The organism is Pontibacter sp. 13R65, assembly GCF_047525655.1.
In the GTDB taxonomy this organism is placed as follows: Bacteria; Bacteroidota; Bacteroidia; order Cytophagales; family Hymenobacteraceae; genus Pontibacter.
In genome coordinates, this window is sequence record NZ_JBLIQL010000012.1 from 16,551 (window position 1) to 32,203 (window position 15,653).

The 15,653-nt window shown below is 46.0% G+C and carries 11 protein-coding genes; 3 read left to right on the top strand and 8 right to left on the bottom strand.

The genetic code is table 11. The annotated features are described in order from the left end of the window. The first annotated feature begins 19 nt into the window (after window positions 1-19). The gene (locus ACMA1I_RS14640) at window positions 20-412 is read left to right on the top strand and encodes a DUF4296 domain-containing protein (RefSeq protein WP_337069127.1); all 393 of its coding nucleotides are present in this window, start codon (window positions 20-22) and stop codon (window positions 410-412) included. A 187-nt stretch (window positions 413-599) separates the two neighbouring features. Here ACMA1I_RS14640 and ACMA1I_RS14645 read toward each other — a convergent pair whose 3' ends face one another. Continuing rightward, window positions 600-1,949: an MBL fold metallo-hydrolase gene (locus ACMA1I_RS14645; protein WP_337069128.1), complete on the bottom strand. Its 1,350-nt coding sequence runs from the start codon at window positions 1,947-1,949 to the stop codon at window positions 600-602. Window positions 1,950-2,235: 286 nt separating this feature from the next. Between ACMA1I_RS14645 and ACMA1I_RS14650 the strand changes: the two genes are divergently transcribed. Further along, the gene (locus tag ACMA1I_RS14650) at window positions 2,236-2,868 is read left to right on the top strand and encodes a TlpA disulfide reductase family protein (protein ID WP_337069129.1); all 633 of its coding nucleotides are present in this window, start codon (window positions 2,236-2,238) and stop codon (window positions 2,866-2,868) included. Between the two features lie 607 nt (window positions 2,869-3,475). On the opposite strand, the gene ACMA1I_RS14655 is transcribed toward ACMA1I_RS14650, so the two are convergent. The 5 genes from ACMA1I_RS14655 to ACMA1I_RS14675 all read right to left on the bottom strand — a co-directional run bounded on the left by ACMA1I_RS14655 (window position 3,476) and on the right by ACMA1I_RS14675 (window position 10,303). Further along, on the bottom strand, window positions 3,476-4,486 hold the full coding sequence (locus ACMA1I_RS14655; RefSeq protein WP_337069130.1) for a cytochrome d ubiquinol oxidase subunit II: 1,011 nt from the start codon (window positions 4,484-4,486) through the stop codon (window positions 3,476-3,478). 3 nt (window positions 4,487-4,489) lie between these two features. Continuing rightward, on the bottom strand, window positions 4,490-5,815 hold the full coding sequence (locus ACMA1I_RS14660) for a cytochrome ubiquinol oxidase subunit I (RefSeq protein WP_337069131.1): 1,326 nt from the start codon (window positions 5,813-5,815) through the stop codon (window positions 4,490-4,492). 694 nt (window positions 5,816-6,509) lie between these two features. Further along, window positions 6,510-8,510, bottom strand: a complete 2,001-nt coding sequence (locus tag ACMA1I_RS14665) for a PAS domain-containing hybrid sensor histidine kinase/response regulator (protein ID WP_337069132.1) — start codon at window positions 8,508-8,510, stop codon at window positions 6,510-6,512. Then, window positions 8,510-9,313 (bottom strand): alpha/beta hydrolase, encoded by an 804-nt coding sequence (locus ACMA1I_RS14670; RefSeq protein ID WP_337069133.1) that lies wholly within the window; start codon window positions 9,311-9,313, stop codon window positions 8,510-8,512. Before ACMA1I_RS14670 ends, ACMA1I_RS14665 begins: the two co-directional genes overlap by 1 nt. Before the next feature lie 654 nt (window positions 9,314-9,967). Next, window positions 9,968-10,303, bottom strand: a complete 336-nt coding sequence (locus tag ACMA1I_RS14675; protein ID WP_337069134.1) for a tRNA-binding protein — start codon at window positions 10,301-10,303, stop codon at window positions 9,968-9,970. 239 nt (window positions 10,304-10,542) lie between these two features. On the opposite strand from ACMA1I_RS14675, the gene ACMA1I_RS14680 reads away from it, so the two are divergent. Then, window positions 10,543-12,123, top strand: a complete 1,581-nt coding sequence (locus tag ACMA1I_RS14680) for an FAD-dependent oxidoreductase (RefSeq protein ID WP_337069135.1) — start codon at window positions 10,543-10,545, stop codon at window positions 12,121-12,123. A gap of 153 nt (window positions 12,124-12,276) precedes the next feature. Here ACMA1I_RS14680 and rnk read toward each other — a convergent pair whose 3' ends face one another. Further along, complete coding sequence (rnk, locus tag ACMA1I_RS14685; protein ID WP_337069136.1) at window positions 12,277-12,681, bottom strand: nucleoside diphosphate kinase regulator; 405 nt, start codon at window positions 12,679-12,681, stop codon at window positions 12,277-12,279. A gap of 589 nt (window positions 12,682-13,270) precedes the next feature. Then, window positions 13,271-15,646, bottom strand: coding sequence for a BamA/TamA family outer membrane protein (locus tag ACMA1I_RS14690; protein ID WP_337069137.1), 2,376 nt, complete (start codon window positions 15,644-15,646; stop codon window positions 13,271-13,273). Window positions 15,647-15,653: the final 7 nt, after the last annotated feature.

The window sequence follows — 15,653 nt, forward strand, 5'->3', positions numbered from 1 at the left end:
ATTATCGTATTTTACACCCGTGAAAAGACTTTTCTACCTACTTTTTTGTATCAGCCTGATAGGCTGTGGCGAAAAAAAGCCTCAAAAGCCAGCGAATTTTATTCCTGAAGAAAAAATGATACGCATCCTGGCCGATGTGCACACGGCAGAAGCACGGGTAGAAAGAGCCCTAACCTACCCCGATACAGCTTTAATGACGTTCAATCATTATCAGAAAGAAATTCTGAACCAGCACGAGGTAAGCGAGGAGCAGTTTCGTAGCACCTACCGTTATTACCTTGAAAACATTGCGGAGATGGATCGGCTCTATGAGGTAATTATTGATACGCTGAGCATTAGGGAGTCGCGGGCGCAGGTAAGAGCCGATAGTGCGGTTAAAAACGTGACGCTGCCGGTTGAGCAGCAGCCCTAACCTTTTTCAACAAAGCATAAGCAAACATTACAGTCACTTAATTGTAAACCTGGAGGGGAAGTGGTTTGCTTTTGCATTTTGTAAGATACAATACTCTCACAACGTCTTTATACTATCTGAAGGAGTAACAGGAAGCAAATACTTCGGCTAGTAACGCTTCGATTGGTTTCCTGTTACCATTTAATTTTTATTCTTTGTCGTTCTTAAAATTATTTACTGCCTCACCAAGGTCCAGCACTAGTGCTTGGGGTAGCGCGGCTTCTACAATGCTGCTTCCGGCGGCAGAACGATAACCAGCCGCACAGTGTATTACCACTGGTTTGCCAGTCGGGATTTCGGTTGCCCGCTCGCGCAGCTCTGGTAGCGGAATGTTAATGGCATTTTCGAAATATTTCCCGTCTTTAAACTCCGACCCATTGCGGATATCCACTATGGTATGCTCACGCAGGTTCTGACGGAACGCTTCAATATTTATTTCCGGAGAAGAGGCATTGGCCGGTCTGCTTTGCACAAAAGCACCTCTTATCAGGAGTTCATACCCAATCTTGGCAGCCTTTGCAATCAGTTCATCCAGTTCTGCTTCGGTAGCCGCTACCAGGTAAAAATTTTCTTTCGGATCTACAATGCTACCTAGCCAGGTTTCGAATTTAGTGCCGTTCTGGATGTTGAAAGCACTTTTGTAGTGGCTCTGCTTAAACACCTTTTCGTTGCGGGCATCAATTATTACGGCACCTTCTTCAGGCTGGTAGTTAGCAGCCAATCGGGGCACCATTTTTAAAGTTGGTTTATAAGCTGGTGCACCCTGTTTATTCAGGCCCACATTGTAGCCGAAGTATTTTGGTACAAATGGTTGGTCTTCTGTCAGGAGTTTTACAAAAGCTTCCTTGCTCATTTCCTGCAGGGCATAATTGCCTGTTTTTTCTGCCCCTATGGTGCTGCTATTGGCATCGCTTAGCGATTTTCCGCATAGAGTGCCTGCGCCATGAGCGGGGTAAACCACTACATCGTCAGCCAGGTGCATCAGTTTTTGGCGTGTGCTGTGGTACATTTGGTGGGCCAGTTCTTCGCGCTTGGCGGTCATGCTGCCGGCACTCTCCCGCAGGTCAGGCCGGCCTACATCCCCAATAAAAAGCGTGTCGCCGGTAAACACGGCTTTGTCTTTGCCTTCATGCTCCAGCACAATGCAAATGCTATCGGGTGAGTGACCTGGTGTGTGCAGCGACTTTAGCTTTAAGTTGCCAATTTCAAGTACGGCTCCTTCATCAAAAGCTTTATAAGGATAGTCGGCGCCAACCATGCTGTGTGCGTAAATGTTGGCACCTGTAGTTTCGTGTATTTCGAGGTGGGAGCTTACAAAATCGGCATGCGGGTGAGTTTCTATCACAGCCACAATGGTTGCTTTTGTAGCCTCGGCAAAATCATAATAAGTTTGCGGATTGCGGGCAGGGTCTATTAACACGATTTCGCCCAGACCTTCACTTAAAATGGCATAACTGTAGTGGGCCAAGCCTTTGTCTTCAAACTGTTGTATCTTCATTCGTCTTATTTTTTGGCTACCAGTCTCCTTTAACTTTGGGTATGGATAGAATAGGTGTCGTAAAGGTGCAATGTACTTCCTTGGTTTATCGCTCAGGCTAAATTAGCTATTTTTCCTTGTCTTCAATAACGTGTTAAAGGTTCTATAAAGCATAGAAGTAGCTCTAAGAAATAAATTTTTGAGTTCTTTTTAGGCTTTGGCTGAAAAAACAGCTTACCTTAACTTATTGCTGTAGCCATTGTCCGAAAAAATTTGGCGCCGGTAATTAAAACTAAAAGCAATCGGTATGAATAAGTTTACATTTTCGTTTCGTGCTATTCCGGGATGGGCCGTGGTGGTGGCTATTTTCGCTGTTCTTTACCTTACCGGGCTCCATACAGAAACAATAGGGCAGGTGCAGCGGCTGTTGCTGGCAACTGGGTTTAAAAAGGCCGAAGTACCCGCTTCGGAAGCAACTCCAGGTGCTGCAGAGACTGCCGCTGTTTTAGCCACCAGTCCGGCAGACATGGTAGGTGCCGGCTTCCAGATGACAGACCTGCAGGGAAACACTGTAAATTTTGAGAGCCTGCATGGCAAAGTAGTGTTTCTGAATATTTGGGCCACCTGGTGCCCGCCTTGTGTAGCCGAAATGCCCAATATCCAGGGCTTATACGAAAAAGTTGGCTCTGATAAAATTTCCTTTGTCATGTTGTCGGTAGATAATGGGGGGCAGGAGAAGGTGCAGAAGTTTATTGATAGAAAAGGCTTTACTTTTCCGGTGTACATGCCGGCCAGTCAGTTTCCGGAGGAACTTTACAGCAATTCTATTCCAACCACTTTTATTATTTCGCCCGAAGGTAAAATTGTGGCTCGCCAGGAGGGTATGGCCGAGTACGACACACGTGAAGTGCGGGAGTTTCTGCAAAGTATGGTAAGGTAGGGGAGAAGGTTTGATTCACAGCGATGCAGAGAAAAAGACAGGGGGAATGATATTGCCTGCCTTTCATCTTTTGTCATCCTGAAAGGATCTTGTGGGCGAGAGCCGAAAGCAATAGTTTTTACTGTTTAAGTTCCCATAGCTGCTTTTCTTGCTTTATTGAGACTGTAGCTGTTTCATTGCCTACTTTCTTGTTCTTTTTGTCTTGATACAAAAAGAACCAAAAAAATCAAGATGCTCCAAATCGAGGGCTCCTACCCCCACTCGCTGAACGCTCAGACAGTGGAGCCTCAAATGGTGCACCTGGCAGAGGTGCTAGCTTCGTAGCTTGTTGCCGTGATACATAAGTCAAGCTTAGCACGCTCCGTATCACTCAAATTATTCTAATTATTTTGGACTTCCAGAGGCTTTTTAGCGTTTTTGAGCACTGGACTTTATTAGTTCTCCTCCAACTTAATTTTAACCTGGGAATAGCCGTCATAAGCGAGGATGTTGGCGCCATACTAATTCTTGGTTTTTAATTTTTAATTTGGCGCAGCCTACAGATTCTTCTAATGAAAATGGCCTTCCGGAGGCATTTTAACAGATAGGCGGGTAAGGGTCTGTTTCGCTAATGATTGACATTTTGGCCCTTGTTATCTTTGAATACTTTAAACAAAAAATAAAAGGCTGGAATTACCAGAAGCAAACCGACAAACAATGCAAGGAGGAGCTGATGCAGTGTGGCAGTAGGAGCCTGCGTGTTGTAAAACGTGAGGTGGTTGCCATTTCTTTCGTACACCAGAATCGGGAACTGAATGGCAAACCAGCCTAACATAATTAAGGTAACCTGCACACTAATAGCTGCCCGTAAGTACACGGTGTTGGGGTGGCTGAATAGATAATACACCACTGGCGTGAGCAATACCACTAGTCCAAACGAAACAAGGCTTATACCGGACTGAAAAAACTCGTTAAACAAATGATGCTGCTGTAGTTCCGCTACCACAAAAACGAGTACTCCCATGCTAATAGTCAGAAACAGGAATATTTTAGAGATTCTGATGTACCTCTTCTGCTCAATCAGGTAGCCTGCTTCCCCTATTAAAAATACAGCTGCAATATAGCCGAAAAGGGAGGCAGAAAAAAAGCCCATGGTCAGGCAAAATAAATTGTACCAAGGCCTGATGTATTGTTGGTAAAAGCTACCTGTGTTCTCTAGGCTGATATCGCCCAGCATCATGGCACCAAGCGTAATGCCCAGAAAAATGGGCGTAATAAAGCTCGACGCCTTGAAGAAAATGGTATAGTAGGCGTGGCTTTTGTCGTTGGCAACATCGTAGTGCCGGAAAGTAAAGGAGGAGCCTCGTAGTACAATACCAATGAGAATAACCATCAGCGGAATGTGCAGCGCCACGCTAATGGTGGAGTATACTAGCGGGAAACCGGTAAACAAAATCACAATGGCCAGAATCAGCCACACATGGTTGGCTTCCCAAACAGGCGCGATGGCTTTGGAGACAATTTTCTCTCCTTTCTTGCCTGCAAAAGTCTCTACTATGCCAGCCCCAAAGTCTGCCCCGCCCAATAAGGTATACAGGATAAAAGAAACACCTAGAATGATGATGATGATCTGCAGCATAACTTATTCCGTTTTATTTCTGGCCGATGGATAATAGGTCTCAATGGTTGCAATTTGCCTGCGCATTAACCCGATAATAATGAGGGTAAGCAACAGGTACACCACCGATATCATGTAAAGGGAGTACTGCAGCCCCGGCATAGGCGAAACAGCATCTTTTGTTTTCATGATGCCGTGAATAATCCAGGGTTGGCGGCCTACTTCGGTTACCGTCCAGCCGGCTTCTACGGCAATAAAGCCGAGAGGGGTAAGGCAGGCAATAAACCATAGCCACCAGGTCTTAGAGAGCATATGCTTCCAGCGGGCACTAAATACGAGATAAAGGAAACCGGCAAATGCCAGCAAAAATCCAATGCCGACCATTATCTGAAAGGCAATGTGCGTAATCAGTACAGGTGGTCGTTCATCTTTTGGGAACTGGTCTAGCCCGATTACTTCCGCATCAAAATCGCCGTGGGCCAAAAAGCTCAGAAAGCCCGGCACATGAATCGCGTAATCTACGCGTTCCTCCTGGTCGTTAGGAATGCCACCAATTACCAGGTCAGCAGGTTGGCTGGTGTGGTAGAGCGCCTCCAGCGCAGCCAGCTTTGCGGGTTGCCGCTCTGCAATGTCTTTTGCAGAAATGTCGCCGCTAATGGGCTGCAGAAAGGCTGCCACTGCACCAAAGGCCAGCGCAATTCTAACTGCAGTTTTATGAAATTCGTTTTGCTTGTTTTTGAGCAGCAAAAAAGCATGCACACCGGCTACGGCAAAGGCTGTGGCCACAAAGGCCGCCAGGGTCATGTGCAGGGCTTGCGTAAACCAGGCATCGTTAAACATGGCTGCCACAGGGTCTATGTTAGAAGCCTTCCCGTTCTCCCAGGTAAAGCCCGAGGGGCTGTTCATCCAGGCATTGGCGGATACCACAAATATACCCGACAACACTCCTGATACGCCTACTACTACACCCGAAAGCCAGTGTACCCATTTGTTCAGCCTGTCCCAGCCGTAGAGAAAAACGCCCAGCGCAATTGCTTCTACAAAAAAAGCCGTGCCCTCCCAAGAAAAAGGCATTCCAAAAATAGGCCCGGCATGTTCCATAAAAACCGGGAAAAGCAGGCCCAGTTCAAAAGAGAGAACTGTACCTGAAACGGCGCCCACTGCAAAAAATATGGCCACACCCTTAGACCAGGCTTTTGCCAAATCTATGTATACCTGCTCTTTAGTCCGAAGCCATTTCCATTCGCTGTATGCCATTAGAATGGGCATGGTCATGCCAATGCAGGCAAATACAATGTGCCAGCCAAGCGAAATGGCCATTTGTAGTCGGGCTGCTAAAAGTTCGTCCATGGGGAAAAGTGTTAAGATAAAGATACACTGTAAATCAGGTATTTGCCTGAGGTTAGTCTACAGATTGCCTGCCGGAAAGGTACAGGTTTTAGACAAAAGTATAGGGACAGAATGAGAAAAACTAACAAATCTGCCCAGTAGTTAGGGCCGGAGTACTCTAACTTTAACCCATTGCTACGCTTTGTTTAGGAGCAGTTTACTTGTCTGAGGAGGCGCCGTGGTTTGGAACTGGCTTTTTAATGAAGCATTTTGTTTCTTCTTATCTTTGCTTAGAAGAGCAAAACAAATGCTTATCAGATTATTCTAAATAAAAGGGCATTCTTATAGCCAGGTTTGCTGGCTGAGGAAGGATAGTTTGTGTTTGTAAAAGCTAAGGATTAAGCTGATTAAAAAAATCTTTCAAAGGAAGTAACATTGACGATCTGCTTGCGTAAATATAATCAGAAGTTAATTCCAGAGTTAAATTGGAAAGCTTCAAAGGAAAAGGACACGAATAGTGTCCTTTTCTGTTTTGTAAGTACTCCTGGAAACTAAACACGAAACCATTACAAAAACAAAAGCGGGAATTTCAACCGTTTTATTAATTTGTATGTAGTTATTTTGGGCGCTGGTGCAGCCGGATTGGGTTTAGCCTGACATGAGGTTTAGAAAATTTAGGAGTTTGACTGGGCCTGAATATTTATCTTTATTCGTCTTAATGGTGCCACCTGCTGCTGAGTATTTCTTTCAGAGTTAACAAAACCGTCTCGAGTTCCTGGTTAATTGCAGACCTGATCTCTTCCTGCTCTTGTTTGTTTTTTGTGCCATCTTCAAGAAATTTTCTACCTCTTTCTATGGCGGTCTGCAGCCTTACTGCCTGCATTAGTTCCAAGGTCATCTTAATTTTATGATGGTGAAACCGATAATTTTTCAGGTCAAAGGCATTGAGGGCATCCTGGAATTCTATTTTGTAGCTTTTAAAATTCCGGATCGTCATAATCACTAATTCTTCCAAGTCCTTTTCGTTCCCATCCAGCATTTCCAGTAGAGTATCCAGTGTTAATACAGGAGCACCAGGGGTAGAAATTTTATGCACTGTTGCTTTTGCCGGCTCTGCGGTTGCCAGAGGTTCCTGTTCTGACCGATGGGAGTAAAAGGCAATTTTGTCAAAAAGCTCTTTGGCATTAAATGGTTTACTGATAAAGTCTTGGATGCCTGCTGCCTCTATCCGCGCCTTGTAATCGTACCTGGCAGAAGCTGAGAGCGCAATAACAGGTAGCCGCTTGTATTTGTCTCCTGCGAGGCTCCGTATGGTAGAGGTAGCCTGGTAGCCATCCATCTCCGGCATCTGCAGGTCCATCAGAACCAGTTCGTAATTCTCCTGCTTTACTTTCTCTACTGCATCTACACCATTCACTGCTACATCAAAGTTTATACCCCATTTCCTAAGGTACTTCGAAACAACCAGCACATTTACGGGGTTGTCCTCGACTAGCAGCAGCCTTACACCCTTGATAGCTGTTTCCTGGCTGGCAGCGATTTCTTCTGGTTGAGAGGGAACTTCTTTGCCGAGTTTCAGGCGGAGGTTAAAAAAGAATTGTGTGCCCTTTCCTTCTTCACTCTCTACCGATAATTTACTGCCATAGAGAGCAAGCAGCTTTTGGCTGATGGTAAGCCCCAGGCCAGTGCCGCCGTACTTTAAGTTAATTTCATAGTTGGCTTGCGTAAACTCCTCGAATACCTTTTCCAGCCTGTCCTGCGGAATGCCTATTCCGGTATCTTGAACATAAAAATCTACCGAAACCACTTTCTCGTCTAATTCCTGCACTTGCAGCCTCAGGGCTACATGGCCTTTGTCTGTGAACTTAATGGCATTACTGAGCAGGTTGGTGAGAACCTGACTGATTTTAACAGGATCACCCATCACAAAGGCAGGCAGTCTCTCATCAATGTCCACTTTAATTTCCAGGCTCTTTTCTTCTGCCTTTACATTTACACTATAAAGTAGAGAGTACACGAGCTCTCGCAGGCTCAGGTTCTTTTCGGATAAGGTTACTTTGCCTGCCTCTATTTTACTGTGGTCCAGGATGTCGTTGATGAGATGGAGCAGGTTATCGGCAGAAAGCTTCAGGATCCGGAAGTATTCTTTCTGCTCCTGCGTATGATCCATTTCCTGGAGAAGATTCGCGATGCTGATGATCGCGTTCATAGGCGTGCGAATCTCATGGCTAACCGTAGACAGGAACTCAGCTTTTACCTTGGCGGCCTCTTCTGCCTCTTTCTTTGCCCTGAGTAGCTCCTGTTCATATTTCTTCCGGTCGGTGATGTTAAATACGGTGGAACGGTTTAGCAATGGATTTCCGTCATCTCCTTTTACTTGTACCGTATTAACCAAAGCGGGAAGCTGTTGCCCTTCTTTGTCTTTGAAAGCGAAATTTATTTCGTTCACAAAGCCTTGCATCCGGAGCAGCGGTGCATAGTGCGTTTCGTAATATAATTTACCGCCTATGGGCAACAGGTCCTGAATTTTCTTCTGGTGCAGGAGCTCCTCCCGCTTATAGCCGACCCAATCCAGAAACGTTTTATTAACTTTTAAGAAGGTACCATCGGGTAAAGTAGAGAGATAACCGCACGGAGCATTCTCATAGAGATCCTCAGCACTTTCGTCTATCACTCCATTGTACGTAACCCGAAATATATCCTCTTCTTTTCCCATTATTTGTTTGTACGCTCCAGAAACGATCTGATCGCAGCAATTGTCTCTTCAGGCGCGCTTAAGTTTGGACAGTGGCCTGTAGCTTCCATCACAATCATTTCGCTGTTCTCTATTTGTTTATGCACAAAATTGCCTACTTCCAATGGCGCAATTACGTCTTCGGAGCACTGCAGAATGAGAGCCTTTGTTTTTATATTTTTTAAATCTGCACGGTTATCAGAAAGAAACGTGGTATGAGCAAAATGCTTCGCAATTTCAGGGTTAGTACGGCAGAAACTGTTGGTCAGTTCTTCTCCCAGCTCCGGTTTGTCAGGGTTACCCATAATTACCGGAGCCATGGCGGCAGACCATCCCAGATAATTGCTATCCAACGAATCCAGTAATTCCTCTATATCTTCTTTGGAAAAACCTCCTACATAGCCATCACTGTTGATGTAGCAAGGCGACGGACCAATCATTACCAGCTTCTCGAAACGGTCTGGTTCCTTTACAGCAGCAAGCGCACCGATCATAGAGCTTACAGAGTGGCCTACGAAAATTGTATGCCATAAATCCAAGGCATAGCATATTTCCAGTATGTCGTCAGCATAGCCGTTCAGAGATTCATACTTTACTTTATTAAAAGCTGTACTGTCTGACTTGCCGGCACCAACAAGGTCCAAAAGTACAATTTTATACTCATCTTTAAAAGCCGGTGTTATAAAACGCCACATGTTCTGGTCGCAACCATAACCATGGGCAAATATCATAGCTTTCTCACCTGTGCCAATTACCGTTACATTATTTCTCTTTAGAACATCCATTTCTGCATTTTTACAAGTTTTGCCGAAGAATACCGAATTTTGCCGAAGTATACCGAAGTTAATCTGGATATCCAAAGATGTCAGGGATACAGCTGCTATTAGTGCGGCAGGTTACTGGCTTTCCTACTTATGGGGTGGCCAGTTTTTTTTTGTAGGATTTAATGAATTATGCAATTGGTAATGGCATGAAACCAGGCAGTGCCTTATGTTATGAAAAACGTTTAACCGCCTCGAAGCGGGGTATTTCATAATGATTGTCTTCGAAATACCCCGCTTCGAGGCGGTTAAACCTGGTTCACCAAGGTAAGGCCGAAAATGTGTTTTGATGCTATAAGCAAGTAACCTGTTTTAGTTTTTACAACAGAAATAAATTATTTACGCTAGTTGGTAAGAAAGCTTCGCCCTCACCGTAATCAGAAATTTTTGACTAATAACGAGGTCGGATGGTTGATAGCCTATGCTGCTCCTGTACCTGTTTGGTTCAACTTCAATTTTTGTAATGGATTTGCTCCTTAAGGGATTCTTTTGTTCCTGCTGTCTTTGGAAATTAGATTACAGACTTTTTCTGATGAGTAAAGAATGCTATCAAATAGAAAAGTAGGAACCAATCCGACCTCTCCAATTAACACACTAAATTTTTCATTTCGCAACCTCCTACATCAACTTGCTTCCGTTAGGTACAGGAGTAGCGGGCTGTGCCAAGACTATGTTCTTGTTTTCGTCCTCAAAACCGGTTACCAGTACCTCTGAGATGTACTTGCCAATTTGCTTGTTCCCCAGGTTCGTTACACAGAGCACCTGCCTGCCGATTAGTTCTTCCTTAGAGTAAAGTTTGGTAACCTGTGCGCTGGATTTTTTAATGCCTAGCGGGCCGAGGTCCACCAGCAGCTTATATGCAGGTTTTCGGGCTTCCGGAAAATCAATTGCTTCCAGTATGGTGCCTACTCTAATATCTGTTTGTTCAAAGTGTTGCCAGGTAATGGTTTGCATACAAAAATGGTTTTAAAAGAAAACGGATATTCAAAAGCGATAGTGTGACCGCAACACTAACAGCTTGTCAGTACTTTCCAAAATCAAAAGTAAGCGAAAGCTGGACCTGCCTCAACAATTCGTGCGCATTTATCAACAATTCATCCAAAGCAGCCGTAATCCAATGCAATAAGCAACCAATATTATTGGCGTGTGCAATTCATGTTTTGCTGCTAAGCAAACGCTAAAACAATACTACTATGAAAAGAGAATCTGGAGCAACTTTACCTGTTTGGGTCGAGAACATTCAAATGCCAGCCACCACTCCCTTGCGCGACAACATAACCTGCGATGTGTGTGTGGTAGGCGCCGGTCTGGCGGGTATGACTACGGCTTATTTGCTAGCCAAAGAGGGGAAGCATGTGGTGGTGGTGGAAGCAAAGAAAATTGCAGGCGGCGAGACCAGCCGAACCACTGCTCACCTGGCTAATGCCCTCGATGACCGCTTTACAGAGCTGGTGAGGCTGTTTGGTGTAGAAGGAGCCCGCCTGGCTGCACAGAGCCATGGGAAGGCTATTGATAAAATTGAAGAAATAGCCAAAGACCTCAACATCGATTGTGAATTTAAGCGCATTGATGGCTACCTTTTTGCCAACAATCGCGAAGAAGAGGAGGAACTGACACAAGAGCTGGAGGCTCTGCAGAAGATTGGATGGCTCGATGTGGTGCTGCGGAAAAAATGCCCGGTAGATACACTTACTGCTTTGCCTTGCCTGCAGTTCCCTAACCAGGCTCGTTTCCATGTGCTCAAATACCTGGCAGGAGTGAGTGCTGCTTTTCTGGAAGCAGGCGGACAGATTTTTACAGAAACAAAAATTGTGAGGTTCGATACCGGGCCAGTAGTTACCGTTGTATCAGAAGAGGATTTTGCTGTTTCGGCAAACCAGCTGGTGGTGGCTACAAATTCACCTGTCAGCAACATGTTTAGCATGCATACCAAGCAGGCTCCCTACAGAACCTATGTGGTGGCGGCTGCCGTGCCACGTGGCGTTGTGCCCGATAACTTGTACTGGGACATGCAAGACCCTTACCATTACGTACGGCTGCTCCATGGCAGCTCTACTGATGCAGACACTGATAACGATAAAGACCGAACCGAACAAACAAGTACCGCCGCAGGTACCGATCTCTTAATAGTAGGAGGAGCCGACCATAAAACAGGGCAGGAGGAGCATCCTGAGAAACACCTGGCAGACCTGGAGCGTTGGATGCGCCTTAAATTCCCGATGGCAGGAGAGCTGCAGTACAGCTGGTCAGGGCAGGTACTGGAACCGGTAGATGGGCTTGCCTTTATTGGCAGAAACCCCGGCGATTCGAAGAATGTATACATTGCCACCGGCGACTCCGGCCACGGCATGACGCATGCCACCATTGCCGGTATGCTCATAACGGACCTGATTATGGGAAGGCCAAACCCCTGGGAAAAACTTTACGACCCGGCCCGTACCAATCTCAAATCTTCGGGAGAATTCCTGAAAGAAAATTTAAACGTAGCAGCGCAATTCAAAGACTATGTGACTGGCGGAGAAGTAGACGACCCGGCCCATGTGATGCCAGGTACCGGCAAAATTATGCGTAAAGGAATGTCTAAAGTAGCTGTTTACTGCGATGAGCAGGGAGTGCAGCACCAGTGTTCTGCTGTGTGCACGCACATGGGTTGCATTGTAAACTGGAACAATGTAGAACGCTCCTGGGACTGCCCTTGCCATGGCTCCCGCTTCGACCCATACGGCCGCGTAATTACCGGACCCGCCACCAAAGACCTGGACAAAGCAGAATAGCACTACCGCCAACCAATTATGCTAATGAAAATGGCCTTCCGGAGGCTTTTTAGCATAAAGTGGTACCAGGGCTGATTCCTAACACGAGCACCCGCTCTTGAACCAATTAGGTGGTTTAGAAGCGGGTGCTCGTGTTATGGTAAGATCTCTCATCTATAAATACATATCGCCGGCTGCTTCTGGTTGGTACAGCACCTCCACTACCTTGTACTCCACTTTCCCCTGCGGGCCTGTCCAGGATATTTCGTCGCCGGTGCGGCAACCTAACACTGCAGAACCAATAGGAGCAAGCACCGATACTTTGCGCTCGTTCACATCGGCATCTTTCGGATAAACCAACTTTATTTCCATGGCGCTTCCGGTTTTCAGGTTTTGCAGCTTCACAAAAGAGTTCATGGTTACTACATCTTCCGGTATCTCTTCTGAGGCAACTACTTTGGCTTGTTTCAATCCTTTGCACAGTGCCTCCAAGCTAGCCGGAAAATTGGTCATGCGTTGCGACTGTACCAGCGTGTGAAGACGCTGGAAATCCTTTTCTGTTACATACATGCTGTTCATACTTCGTTCATTTTAACTGATTTTATATTTTAATTGGGGTGCGTAAACATGCTTCTGCCTCTCGGCTGCGGCCTTACTTATTCTTTTAGTAAAAAGCGGCGAGGCACGAAAGCGGGTATGCTTTTGCCTGTCATGTTACATAACCAAACCGAAAAATACTGAAGAAAAGGAGTAGGGGAAGCGTAGCCAAAAACAGGCTCGCTCACCTGTGCAGTGGGCAGAAGGGGCCGGTTTGTTCCGGCTTATTTATTAAAGGCTTTGGGAGCTGTGAGGAAATAAAGGCAATAGCCGTTCACCACATCACTTAGCGAAACGTGATGCGACGCTGCCACCAAACCGGTTGCAGCTAAAGCTGGGGAGCCTGATATGTTGCGGTAAGGTAACACAGTTTCCTATTGTAGGCTGGTGCCAAATTAAACCTATAATAACAGTAAAAGCAAATTTAACCTTGCTCTATAAAAGAAGAGACAGGCACTGGTTTAGCCGGTGCCTGTCTCTTCTTTTACTATAAATAAGCCTAATAGGTTTTAATGCTAAATTAGCTCCGGAAGGGCTTTTTTATTAGAATAATTACCCTCTGCCTAATGTGCTAGAACGGATAACCAACGCCTATGTTCAGCGTCATACCGGTGTCGCCGGTAAAGCCAAAATTAAAGTCTTTGATAACGTTTCGCTCGCCTGGTGGCAGGTAAGGTACGCGCACCGGTATGCCAAAGTCGAGTCTGATCACAAAGAATTCAATATCGACGCGAACGCCAAAACCTGTACCCACTGCCAATTGGCTCATAAAGGTACTGGTGTTAAAGACGCCTCCTGGTCGGTCAACTTCGCCCGTTGTAGGATTAACTGTTTCGCGCAGGAGCCAGATATTACCAGCATCTACAAACAAGGCTCCTTTAACAAACCCGAAGATTGGGAAACGATACTCTACGTTGCCTTCTAGTTTGATGTCGCCGGTCTGGTCGAAGAACGAGAAAAGCAGTGAGTCAGGAACATCATATGTGCCTGGGCCTACACTCCGTGGCCTGAATGCCCGAATACTGTTCGGACCACCAATGGAGAACTGTTTCACGTAGGGCATGGTGCGGGAGTTGCCGTAAGAAAAGCCTACACCTGTAAGCAAGCGGGTAGCAATCTGGCTGGACTCACCAACTTTCAGGTAGTACCTAAAATCGTTCTGAAGGCGGGAGTACTGAGAGTAAGTTTGCCCAAACAGGGTGCGAGGCGTCTCATCTGTAGGGCTGTCGGAACCTGTAAGCGATTGCAGCGCATTAACCAGGTTGCCAGATACATCAATTGAAGCATCGTTGTAGAACTGGTGTCTGCGTTCTTTTATGGCCTGGTTGCTGTAAGTGAAGCGGTACATGGAGCCAATAATAAACTGCTCTTCAAAACTGCGCTGCAGAAGCCGGTTGTTTCTCAGGATTTCTTCAAAGGCTGGCTGCGTTCGAGCCAGTTGTACAAACTGCAGGTTAATAGGTGTAATCTCGTGCGTAATAGTCTGCTTAGGTCTCCAGTTATAGCCATAGGACGCATTATAGGAGTTCATGTGGAAAAAATTAACCCGGTTCAGGAAATTAAAACCAACATTAATCCGGGTTTTCGGCACAAACTCAGTGCGCAGGTTCCGCATTCGGAACGGCGACACAATGTGCGGAATAGTAAGGTTTGTCTGTACCCCCAGCTCGTAAGATGTTAAGTTGGAGTTCTGGTTTTCTTCCCCTGTTTCAGGGTTTGTACGTTCAGCACCTCTGCCACCTACAAAGCTCTCGAAAGTGCCGGTAAAATCTACGTTTAGCAGTTCAGAACCATGAAAAGCATTCCGGTTCCGGAACGAAGCCAGTAAGCCCGGGCCTGCAAAGCCATTGGTTTTGTTAACCATCTGCGCCTCCAACCGCAGGGATTTCTTTAAAGCTGGAGTTAAATATAAAAACGCATTGAGCCTATCGGTGGAGGTGGTGTCTTGGGCGTATTCCAGGTTCACAAATTTGTAGGCAGGCAGGCCCATGAGGCGGCTAACCGTCAGGAGTTGGTTTTGCCTAGTGTACAGGCTGTCCTGGTACAGAAAAACGCCACGGAGCAGGTGCTTGGCCTTTACATAGTTTTCGTTCGGGATATAGCGGTAACCGCGTACATCAAGTGTATCGTTGGTGCTGATGCTGTCGTTCAGGAAATAGTCGGCGTGTATATATATATCATTAAGTTTATAAGCCTGCAAGGTTCTGGGGGTGGCGGCACTCTTGACGCGTACCAGCACATCGGCCTTTCGGTCTCCTGCAGTAGTGTCTACACTAAAAATAAGCAGGTCGGGGCTAAAATAAAAATAGCCTTTGTTCTTTAAAAGCCCATCGATACGCGTGCGCTCCAGCGTCATGGTTGCCAGGTCGTATGGGTCGCCTGGTTTCAGGAGCGATTCTGCCTGCGTTTGCTGAATATCTTTGTGAACAGGCAACGAATCGTTTAAGGTGTAGGCTATTTTCCGGATGCGGTATGGTTCTCCTACCTTGGCTGTCCAGTCTATGGTGGCCTTCTTTTTTTTGATGGTGGTGCTGCTGCTTACCTGATTTACAAAATACCCCTTGTTGTGGAGGCGTGCACTCATTACACCGTTTATACTGCTGGTATCTACCTCTGAGAGAAGTACCGGTGCTTCTCCAAGTTTGCTCTGAATCCAATGACCGAGGCCTTTTTCTTTTTCGGTGTAAAAAGCATTGTATATCCAAAGCTTAGGACGAAGACCGAAAATAGAAGCATTTGGCTTTGGGCGTACTGTGCCGCCAAGTTCTGTTGTGAGTGCTGATTCCCTTTTGCTACTATCTTTTTCATTCTGCACCTTTACCTTAAAGCCAGCAAAAAGGGCATCGCCTTCGGGCACAGTTTTAGTGCTGCTGCAACCCCAGAAAAGGAAGGTGAGCAATAATGTAGCTGCAAAGTATAAGGGTGAACGACGTATGTTTGCTGACATAAAGTAC